Raw genomic sequence first — 17,924 nt, forward strand, 5'->3', positions numbered from 1 at the left:
ATGAAATTTCAGAAGATACTAGCGCAAACAGCGTTTTTAGCGATGCTTACAGGTGTCAGTTTTGAAGCTGCTGCTCAACAACGCGAAGAAACAGAAAAGCCTGTCACGATCGATTCATTTGTAATCGTTCGGGATTATCGACCACTATTAGCCGATGCGGTAAAAATTCGTCGCAGTCCAGATATGGCCAATAAGAGAGAGTATATGCCAAGGTTAACCTACGGCAATATTCCTGATAAGAAACTGGATATCAATACAGGGTTGAGTGAGTTGAAAATTATGGAAACGCCATTCATCCGCTCTCGCGATACCTATAGCAATTATGTAAAAGCAGGTGTTGGAAATCTAGGAACCATCATGGGCGAAGCATACTTTGCGATAGAGGATTATGAAGATATCCGTTTCGGAGGTTTCGTAAAACACCTGAATCAAAAAGGTAGCTTGGAAGAGCAACGTTTCAGCCGCCAAGAGGCAGGAATTTTTGGAAGACGGGTTTTCCCGGCGCTGACGATCGACGGACAAATTGGATACAATCGCTTAGGAACCAATTTTTACGGTATCCCAATGAGTCAGGAAGGTGTCAACTTAAACCCGGCTCGTGAAGGGCAAGTTTTTAACGATTTGTATTTAACTGGTGAGCTAGTCAGTAACTTTGATCCTACTAACGAAGATGCATTGAGTTACTCCTTAAAGACCGATGCATATACCTATTCTGATCGTTATGATGTGCGCGAGAATTCATTTGCGTTATCAGGTTACCTGAACAAGAGGGTACGCACATTCAACGTAGGAGCAAATGTAGCCGTGGATCTGAATAATGTAGATGGTGCCATCAACATGCTGGGCGCATCAGGAGTGAATAACTCTGTTGCATCTGCCAATCCATATATCAGTTTCAAAGGAGCTAATTACACGATTCAATTAGGTGCTAACCTGGTTTCCGAATTCGGAGATCAGACCAGCTTTAATATTTTTCCGAAAGCCGAGATTGACTTCTCATTGGTACCGGAGTACTTTTACATCTTTGGTGGTGTTACTGGTGGTGTTGAGCGGGGATCCTACCGCGAGTTTACCCGTCAAAATCAATTTTTGGCACCGGGCGCTAGAATCCAGAATATGATCGAGCGCATGAATGCGTATGGTGGTATTAAAGGAAATGCGGGAGCTACATTTGGCTGGAAAGCCAAAGCATTCTATCGTCAGTTAGAAGGCATGCCTTTGTTTGTAAACAATTTGGTCAATCCTTTTCAGTTTGATTTAGTGTATGATGGCGATGGCGACGAATCCGTTAAGCATATTGGTGTAGAAGGCGAGATCAACATCCGAGTCTCGGAAGCAGTGAATTTGGGCGGACGATTGAATATCGATAATTATACCATGGCTTATCAGCAGGAGACCTGGCACACGCCAAATGTTCGTCTGACAGCAAATGCGCGCTTCAATATCTCTGAGAAATTATACATCGATGCCGAAGCATTATTCCACGGAGCGACCTCGGCACGTGCATTTGCTTACACCAATGATGGTGTTCCAGTCGACGCCTCCGCGCCAACGGTGCAGAGTATTCCATCGTTCCTAGATCTAAGTGCAGGCGCAGAATATAAGGCTACAAAACAGTTAGGGATCTTCGTGAAAGCAAATAATATGCTAAACAATGAGTATCAGCGTTATTTATATTATCCAAGATTAGGGTTTAACGTGATCGGTGGACTGAACTTTTCGTTTTAATTGATTCTTTGGACTAACTTTGCATTTCAAATCCCATTATCACTATGGACTTAGGCAAGAAGATACAACAAGTACTTAAACATTATCCAAGCGTATACGTTGATGGATTAGGTGTGTTTAAAAAAGTACATCAAGCATCATCATTCGATGAGCAACACAATGTATTCTTGCCCCCAATTGATTATGTAGAATTTGACGATCGCGACAATCAAGGTCTGGATCTCATCGAATACCTGCGTCAGGAAAATGAAATTTCTCGTACCGACGCGCAAGAATTGGTCGCTAGAGAAGTAGCTGCAATCGTATCTAACATTTCTGAACATGGGAAAGCGCATATTCCTCAACTAGGTGATCTGCTAACGTATGGCGATGGCTTTGTATTCCGTGCAATAGACTTGTCTAGTTTTGTCTTCGAGCCGATCTCCAACATAGCATCAGCAGAAAAACCGGATGACTTAGAAGATTATACTGCCGAAGAAGAAGTAAATCTTGCTGAGGAAAGCATAATGCCGTCTGAAGAGCAAGAAGTTGCAATTGAAGACGAGCAAGCCCTAGTACCAGAATACGAAGGAGAAATAGTGTCTCAGGATGATGAACAACCTGAATCGGACATCGAAGACGATATCAGTTCAGTGGAAGAAGAGGTAACGGCCGATGAAGTCTTGGAATCTCACGTGGAAACCAAGGAATTTTTCGAAGAAGAACAGGTAGAAGCCGAAGCGTATAGTGGAAAGGATACGGAAGAAACTCATAACGAGCAAATTACTCCAGAGGTTATCATTCCAGTAGAAACGGAATCAGCTCATGTACAAGAACATGAGGCAATCTTGCCAGGTGATGAGGATGCTACAGCAAGTATAGAAAGTGATGTCGAGGAATATCGTACAGAGGAAGAAAATAGATCACACGAAGAGCTTGCAGAATCGCATAATGAAGCAACCACATCCTACGAGGAAGAACAGGTAGAAGCGGATAACGTACCTGCAGGTCCACGTAAAGAAGTCCCGCTTCCAGAAGCTCCTCCATTAGTGCAAAATAAATATCAAGCTGGTGCTCCAGTGGATGTCGATAGTACCTATGCTGACGGATATGAAGATGATCGGTCGCATATGATTTGGTATATCCTGGCCGCGGTAGTAGCTTTATCCATCATTGGTGCTTTGTGGTACGTGACACGACCAGCCTCTCTCTATTCTGGAGCGAATGATGGTGATACAGATGATGATATAGAATCGCCGTATGACGCGAATGATGAATATCGTGTGCCAGCTGTTTCCACCGAGTTGGTGGATACATCGGAGGTACTTCGAGAACGACCAGATACTGCAAATCTTGTAGGACAAACAAATAACGTACCTCCGGCTGTTCCTGCGAATCAACCTATTATTCCGGTAAATCATCATTGGTATATCGTGATCGGATCACGTCTGCCATTGTCAGATGCTCAAGCAATGGTCAGTGATTTTAACAGAAATGGACAAACGCATGTGCGCATTATACCAGGAAGAGGTGATGGTAGCCCGGCAACGGTAATATGGGACTCTTACGTTACAAAGGAACAGGCCGATTCAGCATTACGCTATGTACGTAAAAACTTTGTCGCAGATGCCTGGCACAAGTCCATTAAAAAATAAATTGAATACATAAAAAAACAAGTATATCTTAAACACATGATGTCATTACTTTTACAAGCATACCCGGTTGATTCGCTAAACCAGATGCAGCAAACAGTGAATTTAGCTCCAGTACAAGAAGATACTAATCTTCTTCAGTTGTTGATGAGAGGTGGGTGGATAATGGTGCCCATTGTATTGTTGTTCTTCATCGGTCTAGTGATCTTCGTAGAGCGTTACCTTACCATTCGTAAGGCTTCTAGACGCGAGGCTGGATTATTGCCACAAGTAAAGTCAAATGTTTTGTCTGGAAAGTTAGACTCCGCTATTGCAGTGTGTAGATCCAGCAACTCAGCGCTTTCGCGCATGTTGCAAAAGGGCCTTACCCGTGTAGGACGCCCGATCAAAGACATTGAGGGAGCGATTGAAAACCAAGGAAAGCTCGAAGTAGCACGTCTGGAGAAAAACATTAACGTGTTGGGTATTGTGGCGGGTATAGCGCCCATGCTTGGTTTCGTGGGTACTATCTTTGGCGTTATCCAGATCTTCCGCGATGTAGAGATTGCCGGTGGTATTGACATTGGTTCGGTTTCCGGAGGTTTGTATGTCAAAATGATTGCATCCGCATCTGGGTTAACGATTGGTATCCTGGCATACATCGGTTATCATATTTTAAATATGATGGTTGAGCGCGTGATCCTTCGTATGGAAACGGATGCCATTGAATTTATCGATCTGTTGGACGAGCCAGGGTCATAAGTCCTGCTCAAAATGCTTTAATCTCAGATGAATTTAAGAAATAAAAGAAATAAGCCCAGTGCAGAAGTACACACGGCAGCGTTGAACGATATTATGTTCTTCCTGATGCTGTTCTTCTTGCTAGCTTCGGCGGTAGCCAATCCGCAGGTGGTAAAGCTATTGTTGCCTCGCTCTAGTGCGGGCGAGCAGTCGGTAGCGAAGAAAACCATGACTATCTCCATTACCAGTGATCTAATCTACCATGTGGATAAGCAGGCGGTGCCTTTGGAAAGTCTGGAAGGATATATCCAAAATAACTTAGCAACAGGTGAGGAGTTGACCATCATGCTGTATGCCGACAGTACAGTGCCTATTCAAAATGTGATCTCCGTGATGGATGTGGCGAATCGTTTGCGCGTGAAACTCGTGTTGGCGACAGAACCGAAAAATGATTAACAATTTTCGGTTAGGTTTTAAACAATTAGCATAAGCTGTGGTCTATAGACCCTAAAGAAATAAGAAAATATGCATTACCACCAACAACATATGGACGAGAACAATATGCCAAAAGCATTGGGCATATCCAGTTTGGTGATGGCCGGTCTTCTGGCGATTGGATTTTTTATCGTGTTTGGTCAAGAGATTCCTGAGTATGGTATGGGAGGGATTGTGGTGAATTACGGTACTTCTCCAGAAGGTATGGGAGACGATTACATGAGTGTAGATGAACCATCGGTGGATGAAAATGCGAATCAGGTACGTCCTGATAGAATTGATCCTAATACCACACCGATCCCTACGCCAACCCAACAGGTGGCAGAGAAGTCTGTGGCTACGCAAGACGTCGAAGATGCACCAGCAGTAACCAAAACGGAAAAGCCTAAGCCTGCCAATGCCGAACAAAGTACAGTAGAAAAGAAAAATGCAACACCCGCTGTGAATCCAAATGCTTTGTTTAAAGGCAAGAAAAATAATGGTCAGGGTGGAGGTGATGGTACAGGCTCTACACCAGGTAACCAAGGCTCTGAATTAGGAGATCCTCTAGCAAGTAACTACGGTGAGGGGGGATCTGGCTTCGGAAATATGATGCTATCGCTGTCCAATCGACGTTGGGATGTTCCTCCAACAATCAGTGATGATGGGCAGTCTGTCGGGATTGTAGAAGTGGAGTTTACCGTCGATAAAAGTGGACGAATTGTGCGCGCTCGACAAGGATCCAAAACTACCATTGCAGATTATAGATTAGTACAGAAATGTATCCAAGCAGTAGAAAAAGCCAAATTGAATTCTTTGGCAAATGCGCCAGATAGCCAGGTAGGTAAGGTAACCTTCCGGTTCCAGGTTCGATAGATACTAGCATTACAATTTTTATGAATAACTATACAGAGGCAATCGAGTATCTATATGCTCGATTGCCTATGTTTACTAGAGATGGTGCTTCTGCCATCAATAAAGGCCTGGATCGCACCATTCAGCTATGCGAGTACTTAGGCAATCCTCAACAGCATTTTAAGGCCATTCATGTTGCCGGTACGAATGGAAAGGGATCATCTTCTCATATGATTACGTCCATTCTGGAAGTTGCTGGGCTTAAGACGGGTTTGTACACCTCACCTCACTTGGTAGATTTTCGGGAACGCATACGCGTGCATGGCCTTCCGGTCGGTCAGGACTATGTTCTCCGGTTTATACAGCAGCATCAAGCATTCATCGAAGAAATCCAACCTTCCTTTTTTGAAGTTACCGTCGGGATGGCCTTTGATTATTTTGCGCAGCAAAAGGTGGATGTCGCGATTATTGAGGTGGGTTTGGGTGGACGTCTGGATAGCACCAATATCATTACGCCTATCCTTTCCTTGATTACCAATATTGGCTTAGACCATATGGATATGCTAGGAGATACCATCCCAGCTATCGCTGCGGAGAAGGCAGGGATCATTAAGCAGAATACACCCATCGTCATATCCGAATATCAAATAGAAACGGAAGCAGTTTTTCGTAACCAAGCGAACGTTATGCACGCGCCGATTACCTTTGCTTCTGAGCAGTGGAATATACAACCTACTAAAGACGATATATCACCTTATCAAGCTCTAGAGGCTGTCAATTTGATCGATTCATCTCAATCTATGGATCTGCAACTGGATTTAATGGGATCGTATCAAGCGAATAATGTGAGAGGAGTGCTGTGTGTGATCGATCAATTAAGGTTGCAAGGATGGACCATTTCTGACGAACATATTCGCTTGGGGCTTCAACAAGTACAGCAGCGGACAGGTTTAATGGGTAGGTGGCAGACGATCGCAACAGCACCATGGGTGATCTGTGATACCGGGCACAATGAAGATGGCATCCGACAAGTCGTACAAAATCTGAAACGTACGCCGCATCGCAATTTACATATAGTCATCGGAGCGATGAAAGACAAAGATCTGAGTCATATCCTACCTTTGCTTCCTAAGACTGCGTATTATCATTTTTGTGCACCTGCATTACCACGTGCTATGCATGCATCAGCTTTGCAGGAACTAGCCAGCCAATATGGGCTAACGGGCCAGCATTATCCGAGTGTACTACAAGCTTACCAAGCAGCGTTAAACGCATGGCAGCCCGAGGATCTGGTCTTCGTGGGCGGCAGCACATTTGTAGTAGCAGAAGTGCTTACATCGCTGCAAGTGAAATAGCAAGTGGTCATCTAAGTTTGATTTGTCTTTCGGGTTCGTCATCGCGCGGAGGTACGACAAAGCGATCTTTCCTTAAGTTTGGTACAACTTCCAAGATCTTACGTTTTAAGATTGCTTCACCCTTCGTGCCTCGGGTTCGCAAAGACGAAGTGACTTATCTTTCCGTTTCGTCATCGCGCGGAGGTACGACAAAGCGATCTTTCCTTAAGTTTGGTACAACTTCCAAGATCTTACGTTTTAAGATTGCTTCACCCTTCGTGCCTCGGGTTCGCAAAGACGAAGTGACTTATCTTTCCGTTTCGTCATCGCGCGGAGGTACGACAAAGCGATCTTTCCTTAAGTTTGGTACAACTTCCAAGATCTTACGTTTTGAGATTGCTTCACCGCTCGTGCCTCGGGTTCGCAAAGACGAAAAGTTTATGCGATGTGGAGAAGTAGCCATACATCTGACCTAGTGTTCCGTCTGCGGCCATCTGGGTGACTGTATATCCGTTAAGAACAAAAATGTGTCTGAGCGAAGCGAGTTTGTTTAGCTTCGCTGAGCACTTCGTGGTTTTGTTTAGGATTGCTGAGAACAGATAGCAGTAAGGAATGCCGTCTTGATTTTTGTAAAATTTTTTATCAAGAAAAAGTTTGAAATACCTCCACAGCTAGATAAAAAACAATGTACAAAAAACGGAATTAGAATATTGTATTACTGGTTCAACTCATTAACTAGCCACTCATAAATTCAAACTTTCGCCTTTTAAAATAGCGAAACCTGGCCATCTTCATCCAGATTGATATCATCTGGATTCGTAATTTCCATCGTCGGGCCGTCGCCTTTCTTTGGCGCATCGCCGGTTGTGGCTTTTGCATCGCTTTCTGCTGAATTAGCTTCTTTCATTGTTTCCGCTTCGGGCGCTGTGGTTGTCAAATTTGCTAGGTCTATTTCTGTCGTCAGCAACTTGATCTGCTCCACCGTATGGAAGGACAAGCGGTTTCCCTGTGCCTTTAATCCTTTGATATCGATGATCTCCTGCAGCGGTTGCTCAAAAGCCTCTGGAGTTTGCGACTTCCCTTTTAGAATATGTAGCCTAACTACCGGTTCTGGCGCATTGGTAAGTAGGATCAGGCGCGCTTCTTCATTGATAAACTTTACCTTTTTGCCCGCAGGAATGTCGTCGAATTTGAACCGTTTGACATAGTAGGTGCCGGTCTTACCATCTTGTTGGATAGCGGTGTAGACCTGATCGGGGACGAAACGTTCCAGGCGAATCATTTTCTCATCAAAATGGTTGTTTAAATCGAAGGTCGATAATTCATACGAGCCATCCGGCGTGACCACTAAAATCTTGTCAGCACCATCAAATTCTCCTAGATAAGTACCGCGCTCGTCCGCATTGAGTCGCTGCAAGGTCGTGTCGTACCAAATTTTGCGGCCAGCTAAAGTCGATACGCCAGCACTTTTAAAAGTGATTTTTTTGACGGGGTACTTGCTCACGATATTTCCTTGAGAACCACGTCCTTTGATGGCAATATCTGCAAAATTGACATCGAAAGTGAGTTTTCTCAATTGCGAATGCGGTTTGAGCTGGATATTTACCGTCTCTGCTTCTCCATTGGCATTCGCGGTGAAGTACAGTACTTTGGAACCTTTAGTGCCTTTACTGATATCGTAAGGTTTATCGCGTGTAACACCGGTGACGGCGAAGCGCTTCACGTAATTAGTACCTGTGGTACCATCTTTATAAATAGCATTGTAGGTAGTGCGATCGTCTCCTTTTTTGAAAACGGCAACATGGATAATATCTTTTCCAACAAATATTTTGTCTTGAATCTTATTGATAGAGTATTTACCATCGGCTCGGAAGGTAATGATGTCGTCAATGTCCGAGCATTCCGATACAAACTCATCTTTACGCATGTTTGTACCGATAAAGCCTTCTTCCCGATTTACATAAAGCTTGGCATTTGCCAGGGCAACCTGTGCCGCTTCTACCTTATCGAAAACCCGGATTTCCGTCTTACGGCCACGTCCTTTCCCATATTTTTCGCGTAGGTATTCAAACCATCGTATTGCGTATTCCGTAAGCTGCCGAAGATGACGTTTAACCTCCTTGATCTCATCTTCCAAGCTTTTCATTTGCTCATCTGCTTTTGAAACATCGAAGCGAGTGATACTGCTCATCGGTTTATCGATCAAGCGTTTGTAATCCTCCGTAGTGATTTCCCGATAAAATTGATCGAAAAATGGTGTGAATAACCCATTAAGTACGATTACTACGGTCTTGAAATCTCCTGCTTCCTCGTATTGTGTATTCTTGTACATCCCTTCGCGGATGAAAATTTTAAGCAAAGAGCTGAAGAAGATTTTTTCCTGCAGTTCGTGCAGGCGAATTTCTAATTCCTTTTTTAATAGAGCCTTCGTTTGTTTCGCATTTTCGACCAAAATATCATTTACCGACATGAAATGGGGCCTGCTATCTTTGATCACACAGGTATTCGGAGAAATGGCGTTCTCGCAGGAGGTAAAGGCATATAGTGCATCGATGGTCATGTCGGGTGAAATTCCCGGAGCCAGATGAACGATAATTTCTACATTCTCTGCGGTATTATCTTCTATCTTTTTGATTTTGATCTTACCTTTATCATTGGCAGCCACGACACTTTCAATAAGGTTACCTGTGGTCGTTCCGAATGGGATCTCGGTAATAGCCAATGTTTTTTTGTCTCGTTCTTCAATCTTAGCACGTACCCGAATCTTGCCACCACGCATGCCATCATTATAGGCAGAAACATCGGCCATGCCACCCGTTGGAAAGTCGGGGAAAATATTTGGTCGCTCTCCCTGTAGTGCCTGGATAGCGCCATCGATCAATTCCACAAAGTTGTGGGGCATAATCTTAGTTGCCAGACCCACTGCGATTCCCTCAGCGCCTTGAGCCAGCAGCAACGGAAATTTTACGGGAAGGGTAATCGGCTCATTATTTCTACCGTCATAACTCAATTGCCATTCTGTCGTGTCCGCATTAAATACCACATCATTGGCAAATTTTGAAAGGCGTGCCTCGATATAACGGGCTGCAGCAGCAGAATCTCCTGTGATCGGATCGCCCCAGTTTCCCTGACAGTCAATCAAAAGATCTTTTTGGCCGATCTGTACCATCGCATCACCAATGGAAGCATCACCGTGCGGGTGATATTTCATAGTGTTACCAATCACATTGGCGGCTTTATTGTACCTACCATCGTCCATTTCCTTCAGCGAATGTAAGATACGGCGTTGCACCGGCTTGAAACCATCATTGATATGAGGAACAGCCCGATCAAGGATTACATACGACGCGTAGTCCAGAAACCAGTTTTCATAAAGGCCGGATAGCGGAATGGTGTTGCTCGCGAGCTCCCCATTTTGCGCATCAGGAAGTTCATCGTGGTTTTCCGCGTTCGTGTTGTTAATCTCGTCACTCATTTGCTTAAGGGTAAAATAGTCAACGGGGTAAGTAGCATAAGCCTGTCAGCTTCCGTAAAAATACGAAATTCATTTTGTTTTTTGGGGGCACCTTTGGTTGTGATCCAATCAAAATAGTTGTAATTTTAATGTATGACAAAACATGCATTTACTTTTATTAGCGCGATCTTCTTTCTATTATCCAGTAACTTACTAGCTCAGTCCAATTCCTTAGCGAAGCAAAACATTCCGTATTACGGAAAATCTACCGATGACTACAAAAACCAACAGTGTTTGCTCGATGTGTACATACCGGAGGGTGAAACAGATTTTGCCACTATCGTATGGTTTCATGGTGGTGGGCTAACCGGAGGGCAGAAAGAAATTCCGGAATATTTAAAAGGAAAAGGAATGGCTGTCGTCGGCGTTGGCTATCGATTCTCTCCGCAGGTAAAGGTCGAAGATATTATCCAAGATGCTGCGCAGGCGGTGAACTGGGTATTTCAAGAGATAGAAAGCTTAGGCGGCTCCCGAGATAAAATTGTGTTGTCTGGGCATTCTGCGGGCGGTTACCTGGGTCTGATGATTACCTTAAACAAGAGCTACCTACAAAAATATGATATCGATGCGGATAAGCTTTTAGGAATCGTGCCCTTCAGCCCTCAGGCTATTACGCATTTTACAGCCAGACAAGAACAGGGAATAGATATTAACCAACCGACTATCGATGCGTATGCTCCGCTTTTCTGGGTTCGGAATGCAGTGCCACCGACAACCTTGATTACCGGAGGTAGAGATTTGGAAATGGTCGGTCGTTACGAAGAAAATGCCTACTTAAAACGTATGCTGGAAATTGTTGGGAATGATCATATTAAATTATTGGAACTTGATGGCTACGACCACGGCATGGTTTATCCTGCCTTGCCCATATTAGTCAAGCAAGTAAAGTATTGGCTAAAATAATAGACCAAATGATTAAAGATCCGATGTGTTGTGTCGCATGGGATCTTTAATCATTTGGTGTAAGCTCACCGCGGATAGGCTGCTCTACGTATTTGGCTACCTCAGCCTGATCCGCAAAATGACCTTGTAGATACATTAATTTAGTAATAGCTGCTTCGAAGGTCATGTCGTAGCCATTGAGCACGCCAATCCCTTTTAATTTGGCACTGGTGCCATATCGTCCCATTTCTACCGACCCCACTTTACATTGCGAGATATCCACCACGTTAATACCAGAGTTGATGGCTTCGCTCAATTCATCGATAAACCATTGATCTGTCATCGTATTACCGGCACCGAACGTTTCCATAATGATGCCGCGAGCGCCGCAATGCAAAATTTGCCGGACAGTGGTACGGTTGATACCCGGAAACAACTTTAAAACGGCAACGCGGTTGTCCAGGCTGGTATGCATAATGAAATTCTGACCACTATTATCCAGCAGTGCGTCTTCATAATATTGAATATGTATCCCCGCCTCGGCAAGTACCGGATAATTCGGAGATCGAAATGCTTCAAACTTCGCAGAATTATATTTGAACGAGCGATTGCCTCGAAATAGCTTGTTGTCAAATAATATACACACCTCTTGCACAATGGAGCGGCCATCGCGTTTGGCAGAGGCAATCTCTAAAGCCGTCATCAAGTTTTCTCGCGCATCGGTTCGGATTTCACCTATCGGCAGCTGAGATCCCGATAGGATAACGGGTTTTTGCAAACCTTCCAGCATAAAGCTTAGGATAGAAGCCGAAAAAGACATGGTATCTGATCCATGTAAGATCACAAATCCATCATAGAGCTCGTAATTCTTCTGCACGATTTCCGCCATCTCTAACCAGATGTGCTCCTTCATATCGGAGGAATCAATAATGGGTTCAAAAGAATGCACGGTGATCTTATAGTTGAGCCGACTCAGGTCGGGAAGATTATTCGCAATCAACTCAAAATCGAATGGCACGAAAGATCCTGTCTTAGAGTCTTTAACCATCCCGATGGTGCCACCTGTGTATATGATGAAGATATTATGCATAAGTTATATTCCGAAAACGTCTATTGAATTCTGTGTCGTGATCTGCGCTAATTTCTCTAGTGATATTTGATGTAAATCGGCTACCTTTTCCGCCACAAAACGAAGGTAACTGCTTTCATTTTCTTTACCACGGAATGGAGTAGGGGCGAGATAAGGTGCGTCTGTTTCTAAAACAATATGCTCCAACGCAATCTGGCTTACTACGGCATCCAATCCCGCCTTTTTGAAAGTGACAACACCTCCAATTCCCAACTTAAAGCCCAGATCAATAGCGCGCTGTGCTTGCTCCAATGTGCCGGTAAAGCAGTGAAAGATACCAAATAGTTGCTCGTCTTTCAGTTCTTCTAGAATTGCGAAAACTTCATCAAAAGCCTCTCGACAGTGAATGTCAATAGGCAAGCCCAATGCTTTGGCCCAGCCAATCTGCGTTCTAAAAGCGTCTTGCTGAATAACTAGAGTTGTTTTATCCCAATAAAGATCGATACCGATTTCACCAACTGCATAAATTTTATGAGATTGTATCGCTCTCTCTATGGCGGAGAGATCCGATAAGTAACCTTCCTTTACGCTGCAGGGATGTAGACCCAACATTGGAAAACAATGTGTTGGATAAGCTTGCACGGTCTCCATTACAGCTGTTATAGAGGCTACATCCACATTTGGGAGAAAGAGCCTGTGGACATTATTTTCAAAACAACGATTTAAATGCTCTTCCAGTTGCGGACTACCGGCATGGTAGTAGATGTGGGTATGGGTGTCCGTTAGGACAACATCGGTCTGGCTCATAGCCAAAATTAGCATTTTATTGATTAGGAATATATCATAAACACAAAAAACGCGATTCTCTCAGAGAATCGCGTTTTTTGTTGAAAATTTATCAATTTATCTGGTTGTCGGAGCCGGCATAGCTGGCATCTCCGGATTAGGAACTTCTTCGTCTTTCGGACCTGCGATGATATCTAATACTTCTACATCAAACACCAATGGAGCATATTGAGGAATAGCGCCCATAGAGCCCTGTTGTCCGTATCCAATGCTGGAAGGAATAATGAAAGTTGCTTTGCTACCTTTGTTCAATAACTGCAATCCTTCTGTCCAACCCGCAATAACTGGATCTTTACCTACACGAACACGAATAGGCTCGTAGGTACGCATAGGGTTATGAATTTTATTTTTCTTTGCCAACTCTGGATCATTGGTATCAAAGATTTTCGAATTAGCCGCTAAAGCACCTGTATAGTTCAATACAACCGTATCACCTACCGCAGCTACCTTACCAGAACCTTCTTCTTTGATTACATACTGCAAACCAGAAGCTGTTTTCTTTGGCTGTAGCTTGTTTTTCTGGATGTAAGAGTTGATTTTTCCTTCTTCCGCATTTTTGATTTTTTCGATTTCGCCTTCAAAGTATTTGTTTACTTGTTCGAAAAGTACGGAATCAGCCAAGTCGCCTTTTTTAAATACTTTCTCTACTTTAAATGTAAACTGAAGGTATTTGTCTGCAAACTCTGGTTTAGGCTGGCCGGTACGTGCCGCCATAGTATCCAGGTTGATGCGAAATACGGCGCTATCACCTTCACCCAACATACGCAAGATGCTGTTAGGATCTCCAGGGTATGATCCTTGCAATGTAGAATCTGGCATGATCGGCTGTGCTTGTGGCAATCCCATATCATATGTGTTTGCCAATACAGAGTCGCGATCTGTCTCTACGATTAGGTTAAAAGCTAACACATCGCCTGTGGTCGCTTTCTCACCGCTTCCTTCTTTAATAAATTTGTACTCTAACCCACCATCACCTTTTTTGAAGCTTTGACATGAGGTCATTGCAAGAGCGGCTGCTGCCGTTAAAAATAGAATTGACTTCTTCATTTTGTATTTGGATGTATAATTTTTATATTAAGCTGTTAATATTTCTGCATACTGCGGAAGTATCGATTTAAACCGCTCCACAACAGTTAGCAAATCTTCATTGGAACTTCCTCCAGAGGCATTTAAATGTCCGCCACCATTGAAATGAGTTTTACAGATCTCATTGCAGGGAATTTCTCCAATTGATCGCAAAGATAACTTAATTAATTCGGTTCTGTCAACAAATAATCCAGCCAGCCGAACGCCTTTTATCGATAATGCATAGTTCACTAAACCCTCTGTATCACCTGTGGTAATGGCAAACTGCTTCAAATCATTTTTACTCAAGGCAAAAATAGCCGTATTGTATTCCTGAATTACTTCCAAACAATTTAATAGGCAGTAGCCTAAAAATTTCAAGCGATTTTCTGTAGAGCTGTTATATACTTGTTGATGAATTTCCCAGTTACGTACCCCAATCTCAATCAAGTCTGCAATGATACGATGTACGGCAGCATTTGCCGCCTTGAATCGAAAGGAGCCTGTATCCGTCATGATACCGGTGTACAAACAAGTAGCCATGTCAGCGTTTAGCCTATCCTTACCACCATTCAATTCTTCGCAAATAAATCGGTACACCAATTGTGCGGTAGCGGCAGCCTGCGGATCCCAGTAACTTAGATCGGCAAAATCTTCTGGATCCAGGTGGTGATCGATCATCCATTTCTGTCCAGAAGCACCACGAATAACGGGCTCTAAGATATTCGTCCGGGAAAGTACACTGTAATCCAGACAAAATATAATTTCGGCTTCCTCAAAAAGATCGTATACCTGCTCCGGGTTATCGGGGAAGATGATGACTTCCTCACGCCCAGGCATCCAATCTAAAAATGTAGGAAAATCAGAAGAAACTACTACAGATACTTCATGTCCTGAAGCTCGTAACCATTGCGACAAACCCAAGGACGAACCTAATGCATCGCCGTCTGGCTTATGATGCGTAGTAACAATAATTTTCTTTGGGGAATCTAATAAAATGATATTCTCTTTTCCTTGTAGCATATATAATTTATGAATGCAAACCTACCAAAAAAAAAGTTCTGATGAAATTTTTTTCATTGTCCTAAAACGATGTAAAACAAATTATTAATGCTTGAAAGCATATAATTTGTGATCACGTTTTGTGGATAATAGATAATTTTCACTGTTGTAATTTATCCGGCCATAGTAGAAAAGAGGGAGTCCCTCTACTGGAAATCCATCCATGATACGGCCAATCTCGGAGAAGACATATATCAGATTGTTCGAAGGTATGCTGATGCCTAACCGATCTGTAGATCTCGAAACTGGAAACAATAATGGTGTACTATAAATGTCTTTCGTAAAGCCTTGCGTATATCGCTCACTAATGCTATCGATCGTTTGATAGATGCTGAGTTTATTGGCGTCAAGTACAATCATTTCGGGAGCGTCGGATGTGGATAGGTGAGCGAAGTAGGCGCTATGATTTTTGGAAAGCCCAGAAATCGACGTACTACTAACGCTACGGCCTGAAGAATAACGGTAATACCTACCCGCAGTATCAGTCGTTACAAATACATCTTCTGCATTTGGATTAGAGATATGGCCCAGGGAATTTCTAAACACCGCATCTCCCGGTGCGGCTATTTCTTCTGCAATTTGTCCGTCACTATTGAAATAGTATATTTTTCCGGACGTGCTCCCCACCACAATCTTATCCTTGCTAAGGAAAATGCCTGGCAACAAGCGCCCAGATACGCTGGTAGATTTCCAATTACTTAGTGTGTTGCCTTCCATATCATAGGCAGCCAGACGATCGCTCAAAGGCACCAGTATTATCTCACGGCGGTCTATCGTAAATACTACTGGAGTTCCGGTTGGCTCTTCCGGCAACCCAATAGAAAAACCGGGTAGTCCATTTCCATCGCTATCAAAACGATACAAACGGTGTCTGTCGGTTACCAGTACGATGGAGCGATCAGATAGCTGTATCATATCGCCGATCACTCGACCAGAAAATACGGTTGACCACATTTTTTTACCTGTCGGATGAATCGCGTGAATAGTATGATCCTGTTCCTGTGCCAAAATAAATTGGCTGGTATCCGAGTGCTCGAATACATACGGGCGCGTAATTAATCGGTTGTTGAAAGCGTATGTCCATTCAGGAGATGATCCCAACGCGGTCGAACTTTTGTAAATCCCGTAGATGCTACTGATGAAGTTTCCGCCGTTGCCCATGAGTTGCACAGACCAGGAATAAAAATCCTGATAGCCATAGTCCTTTGTATTGCGAAAGTTCCGGGCAAAAGGAGTAATGAGGTTGTTAGCTAGCATACGGCTAGCATTCTTCGTGTGAAGAAAAAACGTCACATTGGCTTCATCGCCCTGCATACGCTCATAATTCTTGAAGCCCAGTGTGCCTACCAATAGATCACTATTTTGCCACTGTTTGATGTAATTGCTCAACGTTGCTGATTGGTTAGCAAATACCAGTACATTGTTCACAACCGTGAAATAGGGACGTTGAAATGTTTGGAAGGCATCTCCGTAATAGGCGTAAAGCAAATGCTCATATTTGAAACGGTACACACCATCTCCTACAGACTCCGATAGCTCTGGCAACAAAATATCCCATGCAGTCGAATCGCGAAGTGATAAAAATCCCAGGTAATTGCCGTTATTTAGTTCAACGACTGCAAATTCACTACCGACAGCATCTTCCAGCCCGCTCATCACTTTAGGCCGGCTACTACGCATGTTTTCCAACTGATCCTGAATACGTTTTTGGTTAGGTTTACGTGTTAGGTATTTCTCCAGATCCTGACGGTACCGACGAAGATCGCTCACTGAATATTCGAGGTACAATGCGGTATTCGCAGGGAAATACTGATACAATCTTTGAGTCGTCTTATGCTGATCCGCAAACAGCGCAATATAGCTTTGCTCCGTTTTTGATAGCTCACTTTCTCCTGTGAGCATAAGGGCGTCTTGTTTGTAATTGATATTCCAGGCAGATTGTCCACCTAATCGTAAGAATTGCTGCATAAAATCCCCAAGGCGATTGCGCTGAAATTGCTTACTCAGACTATCAATTTGTTGATGTGCAAAATAGAAACTCAACGGCACGTTTCTGTTGGTGTTTTCCAAGAAGAACGAGATCTGTTGTCGACTTAGTTTTGGATGCCGTTTATTCAATACTTTTTCCAGAATAGGAAGGGAAGGAGTTACAAAGAAAATATCAGCATGATACGCCGCGTACAAAGTAACATCATTACTATCCGTACGCAGGGCGAATATAGATTGCCCAAGTGTATCTAAGCTAGTCACCTGATACGCATCGGAAAGCTGCGCCAAGAGATTGCCTACAGCATCTTGCCGCAAAGGTTCCACCGCGGGTATGGTAAACAATAGCTCTACAGATTTTTTGACTTGATGAAAGGAAACATACACATCGGTGCCGGATAAATACTCCTGAAGCAAGGGGCTTCGTAGTAGCTGTTGCTTGAGTTCATCCATCTGTTGCTTCTGATTAAACCCTAATAAAGCATCAAAGACTTCATAGTCTTTGAAAATATTGTCAGTAGTTTCTTCATTTTTGAAGGCTGCGATGAGCAATGTTTCTTCAGGAAGAAACGTGAGCGGCTTTGTCATATCCTTTTGTGCACTGCCTAATCCGGTAAAATAAAATACGGAGGCAGCCACCACGGCTATGAACAACACTACAGAAACTATAATCGTACCTTTCATCTACTACAAACCTAAAATAATTCGTATAAAATGAAAAGCATCGCTTCTATTTTCTTGGTAACATCTACACCGAA

General features: G+C 43.4%; 14 protein-coding genes. 8 read left to right on the forward strand and 6 right to left on the reverse strand.

Annotated elements, in window-relative coordinates:
• From M8998_RS14485 to M8998_RS14515, 7 genes are all read left to right on the forward strand, one after another.
• On the forward strand, positions 1-1,728 hold the full coding sequence (locus M8998_RS14485) for a TonB-dependent receptor (RefSeq protein ID WP_249994030.1): 1,728 nt from the start codon (positions 1-3) through the stop codon (positions 1,726-1,728).
• Between the two features lie 44 nt (positions 1,729-1,772).
• A complete protein-coding gene (locus M8998_RS14490) occupies positions 1,773-3,362 on the forward strand; it encodes a hypothetical protein (protein ID WP_249994031.1) in 1,590 nt (529 codons plus the stop codon).
• A 36-nt stretch (positions 3,363-3,398) separates the two neighbouring features.
• On the forward strand, positions 3,399-4,100 hold the full coding sequence (locus M8998_RS14495; protein ID WP_502957374.1) for a MotA/TolQ/ExbB proton channel family protein: 702 nt from the start codon (positions 3,399-3,401) through the stop codon (positions 4,098-4,100).
• Between the two features lie 27 nt (positions 4,101-4,127).
• On the forward strand, positions 4,128-4,535 hold the full coding sequence (locus tag M8998_RS14500) for an ExbD/TolR family protein (protein ID WP_249994035.1): 408 nt from the start codon (positions 4,128-4,130) through the stop codon (positions 4,533-4,535).
• A gap of 90 nt (positions 4,536-4,625) precedes the next feature.
• Positions 4,626-5,429 carry an energy transducer TonB gene (locus tag M8998_RS14505; protein WP_249994037.1) on the forward strand — a complete coding sequence of 268 codons (804 nt, stop codon included), beginning with the start codon at positions 4,626-4,628 and terminating at the stop codon, positions 5,427-5,429.
• Positions 5,430-5,449: 20 nt separating this feature from the next.
• The gene (locus tag M8998_RS14510) at positions 5,450-6,763 is read left to right on the forward strand and encodes a bifunctional folylpolyglutamate synthase/dihydrofolate synthase (RefSeq protein ID WP_249994039.1); all 1,314 of its coding nucleotides are present in this window, start codon (positions 5,450-5,452) and stop codon (positions 6,761-6,763) included.
• Positions 6,682-7,218: a hypothetical protein gene (locus M8998_RS14515; RefSeq protein ID WP_249994041.1), complete on the forward strand. Its 537-nt coding sequence runs from the start codon at positions 6,682-6,684 to the stop codon at positions 7,216-7,218. Before M8998_RS14510 ends, M8998_RS14515 begins: the two co-directional genes overlap by 82 nt.
• Before the next feature lie 290 nt (positions 7,219-7,508).
• Here M8998_RS14515 and M8998_RS14520 read toward each other — a convergent pair whose 3' ends face one another.
• Positions 7,509-10,217: a DNA gyrase/topoisomerase IV subunit A gene (locus M8998_RS14520; protein ID WP_249994043.1), complete on the reverse strand. Its 2,709-nt coding sequence runs from the start codon at positions 10,215-10,217 to the stop codon at positions 7,509-7,511.
• 132 nt (positions 10,218-10,349) lie between these two features.
• Between M8998_RS14520 and M8998_RS14525 the strand changes: the two genes are divergently transcribed.
• Positions 10,350-11,159, forward strand: a complete 810-nt coding sequence (locus M8998_RS14525; RefSeq protein WP_249994045.1) for an alpha/beta hydrolase — start codon at positions 10,350-10,352, stop codon at positions 11,157-11,159.
• 46 nt (positions 11,160-11,205) lie between these two features.
• Here the strand turns inward: M8998_RS14525 and M8998_RS14530 are convergent, their stop codons facing one another.
• From M8998_RS14530 to M8998_RS14550, 5 genes are all read right to left on the reverse strand, one after another.
• Positions 11,206-12,228: an asparaginase gene (locus M8998_RS14530; RefSeq protein WP_249994047.1), complete on the reverse strand. Its 1,023-nt coding sequence runs from the start codon at positions 12,226-12,228 to the stop codon at positions 11,206-11,208.
• Positions 12,229-12,231: 3 nt separating this feature from the next.
• Entirely contained in the window at positions 12,232-13,014 is a 783-nt protein-coding gene (locus M8998_RS14535; protein ID WP_249994049.1) for a TatD family hydrolase, read from the reverse strand.
• Positions 13,015-13,110: 96 nt separating this feature from the next.
• Complete coding sequence (locus tag M8998_RS14540) at positions 13,111-14,100, reverse strand: FKBP-type peptidyl-prolyl cis-trans isomerase (protein WP_249994051.1); 990 nt, start codon at positions 14,098-14,100, stop codon at positions 13,111-13,113.
• A gap of 27 nt (positions 14,101-14,127) precedes the next feature.
• A complete protein-coding gene (locus tag M8998_RS14545) occupies positions 14,128-15,141 on the reverse strand; it encodes a DHH family phosphoesterase (RefSeq protein WP_249994053.1) in 1,014 nt (337 codons plus the stop codon).
• A gap of 84 nt (positions 15,142-15,225) precedes the next feature.
• Positions 15,226-17,850, reverse strand: a complete 2,625-nt coding sequence (locus M8998_RS14550; RefSeq protein ID WP_249994055.1) for a PQQ-binding-like beta-propeller repeat protein — start codon at positions 17,848-17,850, stop codon at positions 15,226-15,228.
• Positions 17,851-17,924: the final 74 nt, after the last annotated feature.

The organism is Sphingobacterium sp. lm-10, assembly GCF_023554555.1.
In the GTDB taxonomy this organism is placed as follows: domain Bacteria; phylum Bacteroidota; class Bacteroidia; order Sphingobacteriales; family Sphingobacteriaceae; genus Sphingobacterium.

Coding starts and splice junctions, on each gene's coding strand:
- M8998_RS14485 (WP_249994030.1), top strand. CDS start 1: ATGAAATTTCAGAAGATACTAGCGCAAACAGCGTTTTTAGCGATGCTT.
- M8998_RS14490 (WP_249994031.1), top strand. CDS start 1,773: ATGGACTTAGGCAAGAAGATACAACAAGTACTTAAACATTATCCAAGC.
- M8998_RS14495 (WP_502957374.1), top strand. CDS start 3,399: ATGATGTCATTACTTTTACAAGCATACCCGGTTGATTCGCTAAACCAG.
- M8998_RS14500 (WP_249994035.1), top strand. CDS start 4,128: ATGAATTTAAGAAATAAAAGAAATAAGCCCAGTGCAGAAGTACACACG.
- M8998_RS14505 (WP_249994037.1), top strand. CDS start 4,626: ATGGACGAGAACAATATGCCAAAAGCATTGGGCATATCCAGTTTGGTG.
- M8998_RS14510 (WP_249994039.1), top strand. CDS start 5,450: ATGAATAACTATACAGAGGCAATCGAGTATCTATATGCTCGATTGCCT.
- M8998_RS14515 (WP_249994041.1), top strand. CDS start 6,682: ATGGCAGCCCGAGGATCTGGTCTTCGTGGGCGGCAGCACATTTGTAGT.
- M8998_RS14520 (WP_249994043.1), bottom strand. CDS start 10,217: ATGAGTGACGAGATTAACAACACGAACGCGGAAAACCACGATGAACTT.
- M8998_RS14525 (WP_249994045.1), top strand. CDS start 10,350: ATGACAAAACATGCATTTACTTTTATTAGCGCGATCTTCTTTCTATTA.
- M8998_RS14530 (WP_249994047.1), bottom strand. CDS start 12,228: ATGCATAATATCTTCATCATATACACAGGTGGCACCATCGGGATGGTT.
- M8998_RS14535 (WP_249994049.1), bottom strand. CDS start 13,014: ATGAGCCAGACCGATGTTGTCCTAACGGACACCCATACCCACATCTAC.
- M8998_RS14540 (WP_249994051.1), bottom strand. CDS start 14,100: ATGAAGAAGTCAATTCTATTTTTAACGGCAGCAGCCGCTCTTGCAATG.
- M8998_RS14545 (WP_249994053.1), bottom strand. CDS start 15,141: ATGCTACAAGGAAAAGAGAATATCATTTTATTAGATTCCCCAAAGAAA.
- M8998_RS14550 (WP_249994055.1), bottom strand. CDS start 17,850: ATGAAAGGTACGATTATAGTTTCTGTAGTGTTGTTCATAGCCGTGGTG.